This is a genomic window from Mesorhizobium sp. LNHC221B00 (assembly GCF_000502935.1).
GTDB lineage: Bacteria > Pseudomonadota > Alphaproteobacteria > Rhizobiales > Rhizobiaceae > Mesorhizobium > Mesorhizobium opportunistum.
The window spans coordinates 31,731-47,512 of sequence record NZ_AYWR01000007.1; the positions used below are offsets into that span (position 1 = coordinate 31,731).

The window sequence follows — 15,782 nt, forward strand, 5'->3', positions numbered from 1 at the left end:
TCAGAAGCCGTCGCAGTTTTCGGCGATCGCCGCTTGTGAGCTGGCGGTGATGCGGTTGTCGGTGACCGCGAAAGTCTCATGCATCAGCATGTCGTTGCCGGGGAAGTCGTAGCAGGCGATGACCGTGGTGACGCCGGCCTCGCTCTTCTCGATCCGGTGGCGGATCGCAGCACCCGCGACCGCGCCCCTCCATTCGTCGATCGAGGCGATGAATTCCTGCTTGTTCTGGACGATGCCGAGGTCGTCGAGCTTGATGCGAACGTCGTCGGCGAGCAGGTCGGAGAGTTCGGTGCGGTCGGCGACCAGTAGGGCTGAATACCAGCGGCTGATGATGGCGCGGTCATCGGCGCGGGCGGCCATGATGGCGATCAGCAGCGCGACGGCCGTGAAAACGACCGACCGGACGTTTACCACCTGCCGCGCCTTCCCGTTCATTCCAGCACCGGCCGCTCGAAATCCCCGGTGTCCTTGTTCATCAGCCAGAGTTCGCCGGTCGAAATGTCGAACCAGGCGCCATGCAGCGACAGCCGGCCCTTGCCCTCCAGGATCGAGACGCAAGGAAAGGTCCTGAGATTGGCGATGGAATAGCGGATCGAGATGCGCTCGAGCGCGGTCTGGCGCTCCGTTGTCGTCATGAAGGTGCTGGACGAGACGGTCTCGGCGGCGGGCGCGATCAGGCTCATCCATTTGCCGATGAAGTCGCCGGGCGACAGCGGCGCCGAGTTGGGATCGAGCGCGGCACGGATGCCGCCGCAGCGACCGTGACCCATGACGACGATGTTCTTGACCTTGAGGCTTTGCACCGCGAATTCAAGCGCGGCCGAGGTCGAGTGGAACTCGCCATCCGGCTCGTAGGGCGGCACGAGATTGCCGACATTGCGCAGCACGAAAAGCTCGCCGGGTCCGGCGTCGAAGATCGCTTCGGGGGCCGAGCGGGAGTCGCAACAGGCGACGATCATGGTCTCGGGAGCCTGCCCTTCCCGAGCGAGTTCGCGGTAACGGCCGCTCTCGGTGAGATAACGGCCGTTCATGAAATTGCGGTAGCCGGCGAGAAGGTGGTCGGGAAGATGCGGCATGGGCGGCTAAGGCCTTTCCAGTTGGAGGCGGAAGCTCGTTGCGGTCGAGAAAGGCTCTAACGGTAAAAGCCTGTTGCGAGCAATGCAGAATTATGAGGGCTGGTCATAAATGCCATGCGTCAAAGCGGGGCGTCGGCCGATACTGTCACGCCCAGATGGCGACCGGTATGCCAAAACCGTCAACGAGCGGCGGGTTGGGAAACGGCCTGGCCTTGCCGTTGGCGATGCGACCGGCAATCAGCATCATCGCGGCGGCATCAAGAAAATCGTCGGCGGCCGCGCCGCGCGGCGGCACTTGGTCGAGAAAGGCCATGTCATAGCCGTGCCGGCACAGCAGCGCCTTGCGTTCGGCCATGCCGGCTGGATTGATGCTGCCCTTGATCTTCTTCGGCAGCTGCATCGCCTGGTCGTCGTTCAGGCGGCAGAAGGCGACTTCCGGATGCGATTCGAAGACGCGGCCGCGCAGATCGGGCCGCGCGATCAGCAAGGCGTCGATCTCGCGGATCTTCGAGAAGATGCCAAAGGCCTGGATCGAAACGCCGCGCGGCGGATCGGATGTGGTCCTGGCCACCTCGCTTGCCCTGATATGCGCGGCGTACCAGGCCTCGATCGTGGTGAAATCGTTGGTGTCCGCATAAAGCGCCGATCGGGACGGGATCGAAAAGACGCTGGACTGGCGTGGCCCGAGCAGCGGCCGCACCAGCGCTTCCGGTCCGCGCCCGCCCTTGGCCGAAACCTCTGGCAGGCCGATCGGCATGTCGACGGCGACGACGGCGTTGTCGGGATTGGCCGCGAGCAGCGCCGCGAAGCTGGCGAAGACCTCGACGGAAGGCACCGCGCCCGGCGCGCACCGCACGGCGATCCAGCCGGCCTTGCAGCCGTCTACGCCGACCAGAACGACCTCGGTCGAGATCACGCCAGGCGATCCCGCCCCGGATGCGTGAGGTGGCGCAGCTGCACCATGGCCATCGGATGCGACAGGCTCTGCGCGTCGGTTTCGAGCTGCAATTCGTCGCCGCCGCGCTTGGCGGTGCGCGCGAGTATCTCGTAGACCGCCGCCGTGGTCGACTGCAGGGCCTTGATCGCCGGTTGGCCGGAGAGGATGCGGGCGAGGTAGACGGCCGCCGTCAGGTCACCCAGACCGTTCGGCGGCTTGTCGATCAAGCGGTGCTCGGCAAGCAGCGCCTGGGTGCCGTCGAGCAGAAGATTGCCGGTGCTACCGGTCATCATCGACGGCGCCGAGGTGACCAGCATGGTCGACGGCCCGGCATGGAGTGCGGCCGAGATCACCGATTTGAGGTCGGGAAGCGGCGCGCCGGCCATCCATTCCAGCTCGTAGCGGTTGGGGGTGGCGATGTCGGCGATCGGCATCAGCCGGTCGCGCATGGCGGCCGCGGTTGGTTCGGGCACATAGAGGCCGCCCGAATCGCCCATCACCGGATCGCAGATATAGACCGCGTCAGGCGTCCTGGCCTTGACGGCGGCGACCAGCGAGGCGACGGCCTCGGCCTGGCCCGCCTCGCCGAGATAGCCTGACAGCACGGCGCCAACCTCGCCCAGCCATGGCGCCCGCTCGAGGTCGGCCATCAGCGCCTTGAACTGGTCGAGCGGCGGCACGATGCGTGTCGCCCGCCCGTGGCCGGGATGCCAGGGCAGGATGACCGTCGGCACCGCCCAGACCGGAAACCCCAGCGTCTCCAAGGCAAAGACAGCGGCGCGGTTGCCGACCGAACCACGGGCGACATGGCTCGAAATGACGATGACCGCGCGCGGCGCGTCGGGTTTTTCGGCGCTCATTGTTTTTTGATTCCTAGCTGCCCCGGATGAGGAAAAGCACGAGCCAGACCATCAGGCCCAGCGCCAGAAGCAGGCCGAGTATCCTGCCAATGCGCGTACCCCAGACCTCGACCGGGTCCGCGCGGTCGGCGTCGGCGGCGGCGACGTGGTCGCGCACGCCTTTCGCGGTCCGCGCCACCAGCGAGGTGCCGGACGGATCGGTCTCCTGCGCGACGCGCTCGAGGATACGGCGCGATTCGTTGTCGCTGTCCTGTCGTCCGGCCATGATGGTGTCCTGCCTTCCGCCGACCTTATCGTGATCGCCTCGCCAATTACAGCGTCTTGTCAATTATAGGATATTGCCAGTTATTACAGTGCCTTGCGGCCGATGGGAACGTGCCGATAACCCGTTCCCGCCGAGGTCGTTTTCTTGCGCGCTGATTGTGGTAATGCTTCGCATGCAACTTCTGTCGAGGGACCGATCATGCTTGCCCAGCGCCTTGCCTCACCATCCGTGTTCCGCACGCTTCCCGCCTTCCTGATGATGGCTTTCGTGCTGCCGCTGCTTGCCGGCTGCGGCTACAACACCATCCCGACGGCGGAGGAAAACGCCAGGGCGGCATGGAGCGAGGTGCTGAACCAGTACCAGCGCCGCGCCGATCTCATCCCCAACCTGGTCGAGACGGTCAAGGGCTACGCCTCGCATGAGAAGGACACGCTCGACGCGGTGGTCGAGGCGCGCGCCAAGGCGACGCAGATCACGGTGACGCCGGAAACGCTCAAGGATCCCGAAGCGCTCAAGAAGTTCCAGGATGCTCAGGCCGGGCTGACCAGCGCCCTGTCGCGGCTGATCGCGGTGTCGGAAGCCTATCCGGATCTCAAGGCCAACCAGAACTTCCTGGCGCTGCAGGCGCAGCTCGAAGGCACGGAAAACCGCATCGCGGTGTCGCGCCGCGACTATATCCAGGCGGTCAGGGACTACAATCTGACGCTGAGGACCTTCCCGTCGGTGCTGTGGGCGACCTTCTGGTTCCGCGGCAACGAGCCGTTCGCCAATTTCACGGTGGACGAAGACAAGATGCAGCCACCAAAGGTCGATTTCGGCACGAAGCAGGGCGGGTGATAGGCGAAATCGGCTGAGCGTCTCTTTACCACAAGACGGACCGCTGGCGTGCAAACACCCCCCTCTGTCCTGCCGGACATCTCCCCCGCAAGGGGGGAGATCGGTTGTCGCTTAGGCTTTCGCCAATCTTCGGCGTTTGAAGGTTCGCGCCAACAGCGAAGCTGCCAATCTCCCCCCTTGCGGGGGAGATGGCCGGCAGGCCAGAGGGGGGTGCGAAGAAACGCCAACCTCAATTTTCTTGCCCTAGTTTTCTTCCTTCTCTTTGTCCTTCCGCCAACCGCCTTCGCCGCCGAACTGCCTGCCCTTACCGGCCGGGTGGTCGACAATGCCGGTATCATCGATGCCGCGACCAGGGCGGCGCTGACGCAGAAGCTCGCCGACTTCGAGACCAAGGGCTCCGACCAGATCGTCGTCGCGACGATCCCCAGCCTCGACGGCGAGGAGATCGAACCCTATGCCAACCGGCTGTTCCGCTTCTGGAAGCTCGGCCAGGCAAAGGAAAACAACGGCGTGCTTTTGCTGGTCGCGCCGAACGACCGCAAGATGCGCATCGAGGTCGGCTACGGACTGGAAGGCACGCTGACCGACCTGCACACCAAGTTGATCATCGAAAACGACATGGTGCCGGCCTTCCGCGCCGGAGATTTTTCCGGCGGCATCAGCAGGGCCGTCGACGACATGGTCATGGTACTCGAAGGCAATCCGGAGGAACTGGAAGCGCGGGGAAAACGCAACCAGCAGGCGCCGTTCAATTCCGACGACCTGTTCTTCGCCATCTTCATCAGCATCTGGGCAATCATCTTCTTCGGCAGCATCGCGGCCTCGATCCTGCCGCCGATCTTCGGCCAGAAGCTCGGGCCCGGACGCTATCGCTGGCTCGGCATGACCTTCGAGCCCGGCCGGCGATCCTCGAGCGGCGGCTGGTCCTCGGGTAGTTCCGGCGGTGGCTGGTCTTCGGGTGGCGGTGGCTTTTCCGGCGGCGGCGGTTCGTCCGGCGGCGGCGGCTCATCCGGCAGCTGGTGAGCCCATGACAAGGCCCGCCCTCGCTTTTTCGATATCCGGTCATTTCGTCAAGGGGTTGCGCCTTGCGCTGATGTCCATGGTGGCGCTTCTGTTTGCCTTGCTCAGCGCCTTCGCCGCCGAACTGCCAGCCCTGACCGGGCGGGTGGTCGACAATGCCGGTATCATCGATGCCGGTACCAAGGCGGCGCTGACGCAGAAGCTCGCCGACTTCGAGACCAAGGGCTCCGACCAGATCGTCGTCGCCACCATCCCCAGCCTCGGCGGCGAGGAGATCGAACCCTATGCCAACCGGCTGTTCCGCTTCTGGAAGCTCGGCCAGGCAAAGGAAAACAATGGCGTGCTTTTGCTGGTCGCGCCGAACGACCGCAAGATGCGCATCGAGGTCGGCTACGGGCTGGAAGGCACGCTGACCGACCTGCACACCAAGCTGATCATCGAAAACGACATGGTGCCGGCCTTCCGCGCCGGCGACTTCTCCGGCGGCATAGCCAAGGCCGTCGACGACATGGTCATGGTGCTCGAAGGCAATCCGGAGGAGCTGGAAGCGCGGGGAAAACGCAATCCCGCCGACAGCGGCACATCCATCGACCCGATTGCCGCGGTGTTCCTGATCCTATGGGCGACGATGTTCTTCGGTGGCCTGGCGATGGCATTCCTGCCGCCGATGTTCGGCACGAAACTGTCGCCGGGCGTGTATAGATGGCTGGGCATGACGTTTCGTTATGGCCGGGGCCCGAGCGGATCCTCGGGCACCAGCGGCTGGACAACGGGCTCGTCGGGTGGCGGCTGGTCGTCGGGAAGTTCCGGCGGCGGCTGGTCCTCGGGATCGAGCAGCGGCGGATTTTCGGGCGGTGGCGGCTCGTCCGGTGGTGGCGGTTCTTCAGGAAGCTGGTGAGACAATGGCAACACGACCGATCAACCCGCAGGATCATGAGCGCATCGCCGATGCGATCCGCGCCGCGGAAACCAGGACCGACGGCGAGATCTACTGTGTCGTGGCGCATGCCAGCGACGGCTATTTCGCCCCCGCCGCCTTGATGGCGACGCTGTGCATGCTGGTCGTCAGCCTCGCCGTCGCCTATGGGCTGGAGGCCTGGTGGCTCACCATCCGGCTGCCGCATTTCGTCCTCGCCCAGCTTTTGGCCCTGGCCTGCGTGCTGGCCCTGCTGTGGGCGCTGCCCGGCTTGCGCATCCACATGGTGCCACGGCGGCTGCGCTATCAGGCGGCACACGCCAATGCGATCAAGCAGTTCCTCGCCCGCAACGTCCACCGCACCGCGGCGCGCACCGGCGTGCTGGTCTTCGTCTCGATCGCCGAGCGCTATGCCGAGGTGGTCGCGGATTCGGGCATCGACGCCAAGGTCGGCCAGCATGTCTGGGACAGCGTGGTGCGCGACTTGACCGCGCATGCCGGCAACGACCGGCTTGCCGACGGTTTCGTCAAGGCGATCGAGCAGGTGGGCGCGGTGCTGGCCGAGCATTTCCCGGTCACGTCCGGCGACACCAACGAACTTGACGACCATCTGGTCGAAATCTAAGCGCCTGCCGTCGAGATTGCTTTGCCGGTCCGGCCTGTTTCCGGACGGGCTTTGCACGATGTCACCTACCATGATCGTCTGTGAGAAAGCGGTTGGCGGGCTGCCCGGACTCTTGCAATCGGCCAGTGCGGGTTTATGGTTAACAAATCATGAATACGCTGACGATCGACATCCGGAAGGCAGAGCCGCGCGACGCTGGCGCTATCGCCGAGGTGCATCTGGAAGCCTGGCGCGGCGCCTATTCCGGCATCATTCCGCACCGCACGCTGACATCGATGATCAATCGCCGTGGCGCCGACTGGTGGGCGAATGCGATTCGCCGCGCCGCGACCGTCCTTGTGGTCGAGATCGGCGGCACGATCGCCGGCTACGCGACGATCGGCAAGAACCGGGCCCGGGAACTCAAGCAGCAGGGCGAGATCTACGAACTCTATTTGCGCCCGGAATATCAGGGCATCGGCCTCGGGCGGCGGCTGTTTTCAGCCGCCAAGGCGCGGCTTGCCGACCATGGCCTGAAAGGCATGGTGGTGTGGGCGCTGGAAGACAACCAGAACGCGCTCGCCTTCTACGCCGGCGCCGGCGGCCGCGACATCGCCGAAGGCGTCGAGATCTTCGAGCAGAAGGCGCTGAAGAAGGTGGCTTTCGTCTGGGAATGACCGCCGAGGGCTGATCGCGGAAAGCAAAGCCGGCTCGCGGGATAATCCAACGCGAAATCACGGCGCTGAAACATCTTGTTCCGATGATTGAACGTGCCGGATGCCATCGCGTCTCGCCCGACGTCGGTCAGCACCATTCGCCGCATTGCGCCATTCTGCGCCGCCCGCTATCTCCTCCCCATCGAGAGAGGGACAAAAGCCATGCGCATTGAAGCCATAGCCAGCGGAAAGAACCCGCCTGAGGACGTCAACGTCATCATCGAGGTGCCGATCGGCGGCGAGCCGATCAAGTACGAGATGGACAAGGAAGCCGGTACCTTGTTCGTTGACCGCTTCCTGCACACCTCGATGCGCTACCCCGGCAATTACGGCTTCGTGCCGCACACACTGTCGGGCGATGGCGATCCGATCGACGTGCTGGTCTGCAACACGCGCGCGCTGGTGCCGGGCTGCGTCATCAATGTCAGGCCGATCGGCGTGCTGATCATGGAAGACAATGCCGGCCAGGACGAAAAGATCATCGCCGTGCCGTCGCCCAAGCTGACGCTGCGCTACGAGAACGTCACCGAGTATACGCAGTTGCCCGACATCACCCGCCAGCAGGTGCAGCACTTCTTCGAGCACTACAAGGATCTCGAGCCCGGCAAATGGGTCAAGATCGAAGGCTGGCACGATTCCAAATACGCCAAGAAGATGATCATGGACGCGATCGAACGGGCGAAGAAGAGCAAGTAGCGCTTCTGATCAGTTGTCGACCCGGCCGAAGGCCGGCACATTGCCGATGACGGTGTGCCGGTCCTTGCCGCAGGCGAAGGTTCGCGCCTTCTCGTCGGCGAGTTTGCGCGCCTGGTCGTTGGCTTGCGGGTTGCCGGTGGCCAGTACCAGGCCGACGGTGCAGCCGGCGCGGGCGTCCATCTGGCCGACCTTGGCGACGAGCAACACTTCGGTCGACTTGTTCTCATCCTCGCCATTGCTGATCGTGCGGCGGTGGATGACCGCGAAGGGTACGGCTTTGTCGCCATTGGTCTCGACGCGCCATTCGACCTTGGCCCCGGACGAATTGAAGGCGGAAAAACTCTCCCAGGCGGATGTCATGTCGCCGCCGGGCGGAAAACCATAAAACAGCGATTCGCGGGCATCGTCATAGGCGATCAGCACGGGATAGCCGCGGTAGCCCGAACAGGCGAGGTCGGCCCAGTCGCCGTCGCCTTGTTCGGCCTGAGCGTAGGTCACGCAGTTCTTCTTCCAGTCGAGATCGGTATAGGCGCTCGATATGTCACCGGCATGGGCTGCCTGACAGAGGCCGGCGAGGGCAAGCGGGATCAGCAGGTTGCGCATGACGGATATCTCCGTTGGAGCTCGCCACAACGTATCGCCAATCGCTATTTCTTCAAGCTGGCTTCAATCAGCAGGTCGGCATTGCGGGCGACCGACTGCGCCGGCCCACCGAGCCCGAACAACTGGCCGCTGATATAGGCACCCTCGAGCAGCAGCAGCAGCCCGTCGCCCAGCGTGTCGGCATCGCCGGCGCCCATCGCGGCAGCCATGGCGCGCAGCCGGCGGCGCAGTTCCTGCTTGTTGTCTTCGCTGACCATTCGGGCCGGATGGCCGTGCTCGGGGTACTCGACCGCTGCGTTGGTCATGCCGCAGCCGCGATAATCGGGTTTTTGCGTGCGCTTTCCGACGCGGGTCAGGAAAGCCTTGATCTGCGCGCGCGGATCGCCGGGATGGGCGTCGACAGCCTCGTCGAAGCGCTCCCAGAATTCGAGGTCGTATTGCCGCAGATACGAGGCGGCCAATTCGTCCTTGGAAGGGAAGCTGCGATAGAGGCTGGGCTTGGTGACGCCGGCGCGCTTGACGATCTCGTCGACCCCGATCGCCCGGATGCCGCGCCGGTAGAACAGGTCGTAGGCGACGTCGAGGATTTTTTTGGCGGCCTTCGGCGGTGCCGATGCATGACCATCGCTGATGGTCAGTTCAATATTTTTGTCGGTTGGCATCATGGGACTCGGTTGACAATGTTACCGATCGGTACGTATACATGCTCCCATCCTGCAACGTACCGGTCAGTAACATGATAGCTCAATCCCGCCCGTTTGGCCAGCGCTACGCCTTCGTCGTGGTCGGCGTCATCTTCCTCTGCCTGCTGATCGCCGCCGGCCTGCGTTCGGCTCCCGCCGTCATGATGCTGCCGCTCGAAAACAGCTTCGGCTGGCGGCGCGACGTCATCTCGCTGGCCGCCGGTGTCGGCATCCTGCTCTATGGCCTGACCGGTCCGTTCGCCGCCGCGCTGATGGAGCGGATCGGACTGCGCCGCACGCTGATCGCCTCGCTGGTGATCATGTCGGGCTCGACCGCGCTCAGCCTTCTGATGACCGAGCCCTGGCATCTCTTCATCACCTGGGGCGTGTTCTCCGGCATCGGCTCCGGCGCCGTCGCCAGCGTGCTCGGCGCCACCATCGTCAACCGCTGGTTCAAGACCAATCGCGGACTGGTCATGGGCTTGATGTCGGCCTCCAGCGCGACTGGCCTTCTGGTATTCCTGCCGCTGCTTGCCTCGCTTGCGCAGTCCGGTGGCTGGAAGCCGGTCGCCATCGCGGTCGCGATCGCCACGGCCTGTCTGCTGCCGCTGGTCTGGCTGCTGGTGCCGGAGCGTCCGGCCTCGATCGGCATGGTGCGTTATGGCGCCGAGGCCGGTGACGTGCCGCCGACATCGCCGGCATCGCAAGGCAATTTCCTGGCGCACACGCTCAACACGCTGCGCCGCGCCGCCGGCACGCGTGTGTTCTGGTATCTGTTCGCCACCTTCTTCGTCTGTGGCTTCACCACCAACGGGCTGGTCGGCACGCATTTGATCGCCTTCTGCGGCGACATGGGCATCGGCGAGGTGCAGGCGGCCGGCCTGCTGTCGATGATGGGCATTTTCGACCTGATCGGCACGACGCTGTCCGGCTGGCTTACCGACCGTTTCGACCCGCGCAAGCTGCTTGGCGTCTACTATGCCATCCGTGGCCTGTCGCTGATCTACCTGCCCTATTCCGGCTTTTCGGCGACCAGCCTGATCATCTTCGCGGTGCTCTATGGCCTCGACTGGATCGCCACCGTGCCGCCGACGCTCAGGCTCGCCAACGAGGCCTTCGGCGACCGCAGCGGACCGATCGTGTTCGGCTGGATCGTCGCCGGCCACCAGGTGGGGGCCGCCACGGCGGCCGCCTTCGGCGGCACCATGCGCGAGCTGCAGGGCAATTACGAACTGGCCTTCCTGATCGCTGGAATGACGGCTATCGCCGCCGCCTGCATCTCGCTGCTGATCAACACCAGCCGGCCGGCCTTCGATCCGGAACCGCAAGCGGCATAGGCGCGGCCCTCCCTTCTCCCCTTTTGGGCCCGTAGCGTTACTGGGCGTGAGAGGAGACAGAAAGGGCAGCCCTGTTCATTGTTATCAAACGTTCATGATTTCGAGATGCGCCTGAAACATTGAGGCCGGAGCTTGGTGGCAACGTTCAACGCCATCCAGGAGACAGCCATGAACAAGCTCTCGATGACTCGCCGCGCTTTTGTCACCTCCGCCAGCGCCGTTGGTCTGGTCGGCGTTTCCAGCCTGGCGCTGCCCTATTATTCTCGCGCCAACCAGCGCCCGGCCTTCACCCATGGCGTCCAGTCGGGGGATGTCGACTCCACCAGCGGCATGGTGTGGACGCGCACGGATCGCCCGTCGCGTGTCATGTTCGAAGTGTCGTCGACCGAGAATTTCGCCAACGCGATCCGGCTGGCGCCGCTCGATACGTCGCCGGCCAGCGATTATACGGTCAGACGCCTGCTCACCGATCTCGCTTCTGATCAGGACATCTTCTACCGCATGACGGCAGCCGACCTTGCTGACATCAACGCCGTCTCCGAGCCGATCGTCGGCCGCTTCCGCACCGCGCCGGCCTCGAAGCGCGACATCAAGTTCGCTTGGTCGGGCGACACCGCCGGCCAGGGCTGGGGCATCGACGAGACCGGCATGAAGACCTACGCCACGATCGGCAAGCACACGCCCGATTTCTTCCTGCATTCGGGCGACACCATCTATGCCGACGGCGCGATGAAGGACGAGGTCGACCTGCCCGGCGGCGGCAAGTGGAAGAACGTCGTGCTAGTCGATGGCAAGCNGCGCGATGAAGGACGAGGTCGACCTGCCCGGCGGCGGCAAGTGGAAGAACGTCGTGCTAGTCGATGGCAAGCGCAAGGTCGCCGAGACGCTGGACGAATACCGCGACCAGTGGAAATACAACATGATGGACAGACACGTCCTGGGTCTCAGCGCCATCTGCCCGACCTTTTATCAGTGGGACGACCACGAGGTGCTGAACAACTGGTCGGATTCGAAAAATCTGAGCGCCGACAATCGCTACACGGAAAAATCCATCCATGTGCTGGCGGCCCGCGCGGCCCGCGCCTTCCATGAGATGACGACGATCCGTTACGAGCCGTCGGAGCCCGGCCGCGTCTACCGCAAGATAGCCTACGGGCCGCTGCTCGACATGTTCTTCCTCGACATGCGCTCCTATCGCGGCCCCAACGGTCCGGACATGCAGGATGAGATGACGCCGCAATCGCGCATGCTGGGCGAACAGCAGACGAAATGGCTGAAGCGGGAGCTAGCCAACTCCAAGGCGACATGGAAGATCATCGCCGCAGACATGCCGCTCGGCCTCGTCGTCTGGGACGATGGCGTCAAAAAGGCAGGCGCGGAGGCTGTCAGCAATGGTGACAACGGCCTGCCAAAGGGACGTGAGCTGGAGATCGCCGACCTGCTGCGCTACATCAAGAATGCTGGCATCAGCAACACCGTCTGGCTCACTGCCGACGTGCACTACACAGCCGCGCATTACTACAATCCCGAGAAGGCTCAGTTCCAGGACTTCAGTCCGTTCTGGGAATTCGTCTCCGGCCCCATCCATGCCGGAACGTTCGGCCCGAACGATTTCGACATGACCTTCGGTCCGGAGCTGAAGTTCATCAAGGCGCCGACAGCCGAGCAGGGGCAGAACCTGCCGCCGTCAACCGGCCTGCAATTCTTTGGCCTTGTCGACATTTCCGGCGCCACCGAGCAGATGACCGTGCGGCTGATGGATCGCGACGACAACGAACTCTACAAGATCACGCTCGACCCGGTACGGTCGGCGTAAAGACCTGAAGGTCGTCAGTCCGGGTAGCAGACCATTGGAATGTTCGGCCAGACGGCGCTGTCGCAGTTGGCTGCGTCCTGGCGCTGCTTGAAGGCGGCGCTGACCGGGCCAGTCACAATCGGATCGACGCCGTCGGGGGCGTCGGCGAAAGCCTGTTGGGCCGAAGGCGCATCGATCGGCAGGGACGACCGTGCTTCCTTCAGCGTCGCGGCCGACTGCGCGGCGTTGGCCGCCAGCAGAACGGCAAAGGCCGCGGAGGCGATTAGTGGCCAAAATCGGTTGAGTTTATCGGTCATGACGTTCGAACTGCCCGGGCCCTGAATGGTTCCCGCCTTGGTTAACAAAATCATTTCACACGCAGATGCTTAAGATTTGATGAGTATTTGGTGTTGCGCTTCCCCTTTCGCAACTGCGAAAAACCCTGTATGAGCCGCGCAACCGAAAGAGGCAGCGCCTTTGGCCTGCTGCCTGCAACGCTTCCGAGATCAGAACATGAAACTCCGTAATATCGCGATCATCGCGCACGTCGACCATGGAAAGACCACCCTGGTCGACCAGCTTTTGAAGCAGTCCGGCTCGTTCCGCGACAACCAGCGCGTCGCCGAACGCGCCATGGATTCGAACGACCTCGAAAAGGAACGCGGCATCACCATCCTGGCCAAGGCGACTTCGGTCGACTGGAAGGATACGCGCATCAACATCGTCGACACGCCCGGACACGCCGATTTCGGCGGTGAGGTCGAGCGCATCCTGTCGATGGTGGATTCAGCCATCGTGCTGGTCGACGCCGCCGAGGGCCCGATGCCGCAGACCAAGTTCGTGGTCGGCAAGGCGCTGAAGGTCGGCTTGAAGCCGATCGTCGTCATCAACAAGATCGACCGGCCGGACGCCCGCCATGTCGAGGTCGTCAACGAGGTGTTCGATCTGTTCGCGGCCCTCGACGCCACCGACGAGCAGCTCGACTTCCCGATCCTCTATGGTTCGGGCCGCGACGGCTGGGTCTCGGAAAATCCGGAAGGCCCCAAGGACCAGCAGCTTGCGCCGCTGTTCGATCTCGTGATCAAACATGTGCCGGCGCCGACCGTTCATCCCGGACCGTTCCGCATGATCGGCACCATCCTGGAAGCCAATCCCTTCCTTGGCCGCATCATCACCGGCCGCATCGAGAGCGGCACGCTGAAGTCGAACCAGGCGGTCAAAGTGCTGCACAATGACGGCACGCAGATCGAGACCGGCCGCATCTCCAAGATCCTTGCCTTCCGTGGCCTCGAGCGCCAGCCGATCGAAGAAGCGCAGGCGGGCGACATCGTCGCCATCGCCGGCCTGTCCAAGGGCACCGTCGCCGACACGTTCTGCGACCTGGCGGTGACCGAGGCGCTGCATGCGCAGCCGATCGATCCGCCGACCGTGACCATGTCCTTCCTGGTCAATGACAGCCCGCTCGCCGGCACCGAAGGCGACAAGGTGACCAGCCGCGTCATCCGCGACCGCCTGCTGCGCGAAGCCGAAGGCAATGTCGCGCTGAAGATCGAGGAATCGCCCGACAAGGATTCGTTCTTCGTCTCCGGCCGCGGCGAATTGCAGCTCGCCGTGCTGATCGAGACGATGCGCCGCGAAGGCTTTGAAATCGCCGTGTCGCGTCCGCGCGTCGTCATGCAGAAGGGCGAGAACGGCGAATTGCTGGAGCCGGTCGAGGAAGTCGTCATCGACGTCGACGAGGAACATGCCGGCGTCGTGGTGCAGAAGATGTCGGAGCGCAAGGCCGAAATGGTCGAGCTGCGTCCGTCCGGCGGCAACCGCCAGCGCATCGTCTTCCACGCGCCGACGCGCGGCCTGATCGGCTACCAGTCGGAACTGTTGACCGATACGCGCGGCACCGCCGTGATGAACCGCCTGTTCCATGCCTATGAGCCCTACAAGGGCGAACTGCCGGGCCGCACCAACGGCGTGCTGATCTCCAACGAGCAGGGTGAGTCCGTGGCCTACGCCATGTGGAACCTCGAAGACCGCGGCCCGATGGTCATCGATCCAGGCGTCAAGGTCTATCAGGGCATGATCATCGGCATCCACTCCAGGGACAACGACCTCGAAGTCAACGTGCTGAAGGGCAAGAAGCTGACCAACATCCGCGCCGCCGGCAAGGACGAGGCGGTCAAGCTCACCCCGCCGATCCGCATGACGCTGGAACGCGCGCTGGCCTGGATCCAGGACGACGAGCTGGTCGAAGTGACGCCGAAGACCATTCGCCTGCGCAAGCTCTATCTCGACCCGAACGAGCGCAAGCGCTTCGAGAAGTCGGCCAAGGCGGTCGGCGCGGCGTAATCTTCTGATTCCTTGTATAAAAAGGGGCGGAGCACCGCGTGCTCCGCTCCTTTTTCATTCAACCGCCGGCTGCCGAGATGATGGCTTCGCGGTCGGGTTCACCCTCCAGATCGATCAGCACGATCGTCCCCTCGCGAGCCGCTCTGCGCAGGGCTTTGGCCCCGTCCGGCCTTACGGCCAGCAATCGTCTTTCTTCGAAGGCCTGAAGCCGCGACCGCGAGATGCCGAGTTCGTTGGCAAGCAGGCGGTCGAGGCGGAGCGATATCGGCATTTCCAGCCCAAGCCTGAGTTCCAGCGCTGTCGCGCTTTCGCTTGTCTCCCCAACCAGATGCCTTTGCACGGCGACATCGGGAAACTCCTCGACACGTCCTACCTGATTGCGCAGCGCGGAGACATTGAAGGCATGGCGCCGGGCCAGCCCCGGATCATTGCTTTCGAGCGCCTGGAGCAGCGCCGGTTCGATGTCGCGGCGGTTCAGCGTTCGAGAATGCCGAAGTTCCAGGAATTGTCGCAATCGACGCAGCGATAGATCAGCCACACGTCGATGCGCTTGCCGTTGGCGTTGACGCGGAACTTTTCGCTGCAGCGATACGCCCTCACGCCGCCGCAGCGATTGCAGTTGACCAGGGGTTGAGGAGCGATTGCTGGCGCGATCGCCCAGTGGATACGCACAATGCCGGACATGCCGATAAGCCCTTCCCGTCGGGAAGTTCATCAGGTCGGCAATCTCGAGATGCCCATGCGGGCGCGGCGTGGCGGTAGGCTGCGGAGATCGTGGAGTCAGGTGTCGCTGGCGGAAAGCGCGCAAGCGGTTCAGCAGTGCCAAACCGGTCTCGAACCGCCGCCAGAGGAACACATGAAAATGAAACCAGGCACCACGAATGCGGCGCCATGCAGGTGTGTCGGGGGAGTTGACGAGACCGGCGGTTACGTAGGCAAAGTGAAGCTCAAAAATTGTTTCGCGGCGGTTCTTCTAGCCGCGGGACGCGGAGCCGGCAAGGGATCGCGAGCATGGAGGCCTGGGCTGCCGACCGATTACCTTGTCTTTGCCAATGCTGCTGTTGCTGGCTAGTGTGGCAGTCAAACCTCAATCC

General features: G+C 63.8%; 17 protein-coding genes and 1 pseudogene. 9 read left to right on the plus strand and 9 right to left on the minus strand.

Annotated elements, in window-relative coordinates:
- From X741_RS155215 to X741_RS155195, 5 genes are all read right to left on the minus strand, one after another.
- Positions 1-435 (minus strand): hypothetical protein, encoded by a 435-nt coding sequence (locus X741_RS155215; RefSeq protein ID WP_023777542.1) that lies wholly within the window; start codon positions 433-435, stop codon positions 1-3.
- Entirely contained in the window at positions 432-1,076 is a 645-nt protein-coding gene (locus X741_RS155210) for a carbonic anhydrase (protein WP_023766002.1), read from the minus strand. The genes X741_RS155215 and X741_RS155210 overlap by 4 nt, the downstream gene beginning before the upstream one ends.
- Positions 1,077-1,221: 145 nt before the next feature.
- Positions 1,222-1,992 carry a DUF429 domain-containing protein gene (locus X741_RS155205; protein WP_023777543.1) on the minus strand — a complete coding sequence of 257 codons (771 nt, stop codon included), beginning with the start codon at positions 1,990-1,992 and terminating at the stop codon, positions 1,222-1,224.
- Positions 1,989-2,873, minus strand: a complete 885-nt coding sequence (gene pdxY, locus X741_RS155200) for a pyridoxal kinase PdxY (protein WP_023766004.1) — start codon at positions 2,871-2,873, stop codon at positions 1,989-1,991. Before pdxY ends, X741_RS155205 begins: the two co-directional genes overlap by 4 nt.
- Before the next feature lie 13 nt (positions 2,874-2,886).
- Positions 2,887-3,138, minus strand: a complete 252-nt coding sequence (locus tag X741_RS155195) for a hypothetical protein (RefSeq protein ID WP_013892381.1) — start codon at positions 3,136-3,138, stop codon at positions 2,887-2,889.
- A gap of 198 nt (positions 3,139-3,336) precedes the next feature.
- On the opposite strand from X741_RS155195, the gene X741_RS155190 reads away from it, so the two are divergent.
- The 6 genes from X741_RS155190 to ppa all read left to right on the plus strand — a co-directional run bounded on the left by X741_RS155190 (position 3,337) and on the right by ppa (position 7,927).
- On the plus strand, positions 3,337-3,975 hold the full coding sequence (locus X741_RS155190; protein WP_023777544.1) for a LemA family protein: 639 nt from the start codon (positions 3,337-3,339) through the stop codon (positions 3,973-3,975).
- Between the two features lie 210 nt (positions 3,976-4,185).
- The gene (locus X741_RS155185) at positions 4,186-4,998 is read left to right on the plus strand and encodes a YgcG family protein (RefSeq protein ID WP_031249974.1); all 813 of its coding nucleotides are present in this window, start codon (positions 4,186-4,188) and stop codon (positions 4,996-4,998) included.
- Between the two features lie 70 nt (positions 4,999-5,068).
- Positions 5,069-5,893: a YgcG family protein gene (locus X741_RS155180; protein WP_245272694.1), complete on the plus strand. Its 825-nt coding sequence runs from the start codon at positions 5,069-5,071 to the stop codon at positions 5,891-5,893.
- Positions 5,894-5,897: 4 nt separating this feature from the next.
- Entirely contained in the window at positions 5,898-6,536 is a 639-nt protein-coding gene (locus X741_RS155175; protein WP_023777547.1) for a TPM domain-containing protein, read from the plus strand.
- Between the two features lie 149 nt (positions 6,537-6,685).
- A complete protein-coding gene (locus tag X741_RS155170; RefSeq protein ID WP_023766007.1) occupies positions 6,686-7,192 on the plus strand; it encodes a GNAT family N-acetyltransferase in 507 nt (168 codons plus the stop codon).
- A 201-nt stretch (positions 7,193-7,393) separates the two neighbouring features.
- On the plus strand, positions 7,394-7,927 hold the full coding sequence (gene ppa, locus X741_RS155165) for an inorganic diphosphatase (RefSeq protein WP_023766008.1): 534 nt from the start codon (positions 7,394-7,396) through the stop codon (positions 7,925-7,927).
- Positions 7,928-7,936: 9 nt separating this feature from the next.
- On the opposite strand, the gene X741_RS155160 is transcribed toward ppa, so the two are convergent.
- Positions 7,937-8,530 carry a hypothetical protein gene (locus X741_RS155160; protein ID WP_023777548.1) on the minus strand — a complete coding sequence of 198 codons (594 nt, stop codon included), beginning with the start codon at positions 8,528-8,530 and terminating at the stop codon, positions 7,937-7,939.
- Between the two features lie 44 nt (positions 8,531-8,574).
- Positions 8,575-9,192: a TetR/AcrR family transcriptional regulator gene (locus X741_RS155155; protein WP_013892389.1), complete on the minus strand. Its 618-nt coding sequence runs from the start codon at positions 9,190-9,192 to the stop codon at positions 8,575-8,577.
- A 74-nt stretch (positions 9,193-9,266) separates the two neighbouring features.
- Here X741_RS155155 and X741_RS155150 point away from each other — a divergent pair, with 74 nt between their 5' ends.
- Together X741_RS155150 and X741_RS01000000166465 are read left to right on the plus strand one after the other, a co-directional pair.
- Positions 9,267-10,550 carry an MFS transporter gene (locus X741_RS155150; RefSeq protein ID WP_031249976.1) on the plus strand — a complete coding sequence of 428 codons (1,284 nt, stop codon included), beginning with the start codon at positions 9,267-9,269 and terminating at the stop codon, positions 10,548-10,550.
- Between the two features lie 168 nt (positions 10,551-10,718).
- Positions 10,719-12,366: pseudogene (locus tag X741_RS01000000166465) on the plus strand (alkaline phosphatase).
- Between the two features lie 14 nt (positions 12,367-12,380).
- Here X741_RS01000000166465 and X741_RS155145 read toward each other — a convergent pair.
- Positions 12,381-12,662: a hypothetical protein gene (locus X741_RS155145; protein WP_245264223.1), complete on the minus strand. Its 282-nt coding sequence runs from the start codon at positions 12,660-12,662 to the stop codon at positions 12,381-12,383.
- Positions 12,663-12,858: 196 nt separating this feature from the next.
- On the opposite strand from X741_RS155145, the gene typA reads away from it, so the two are divergent.
- Positions 12,859-14,688 (plus strand): translational GTPase TypA, encoded by a 1,830-nt coding sequence (gene typA / locus X741_RS155140; protein WP_023766014.1) that lies wholly within the window; start codon positions 12,859-12,861, stop codon positions 14,686-14,688.
- A 58-nt stretch (positions 14,689-14,746) separates the two neighbouring features.
- Here the strand turns inward: typA and X741_RS01000000166470 are convergent, their stop codons facing one another.
- Positions 14,747-15,514 (minus strand): DUF1062 domain-containing protein, encoded by a 768-nt coding sequence (locus X741_RS01000000166470; protein ID WP_348625678.1) that lies wholly within the window; start codon positions 15,512-15,514, stop codon positions 14,747-14,749.
- Between the last annotated feature and the right edge of the window lie 268 nt (positions 15,515-15,782).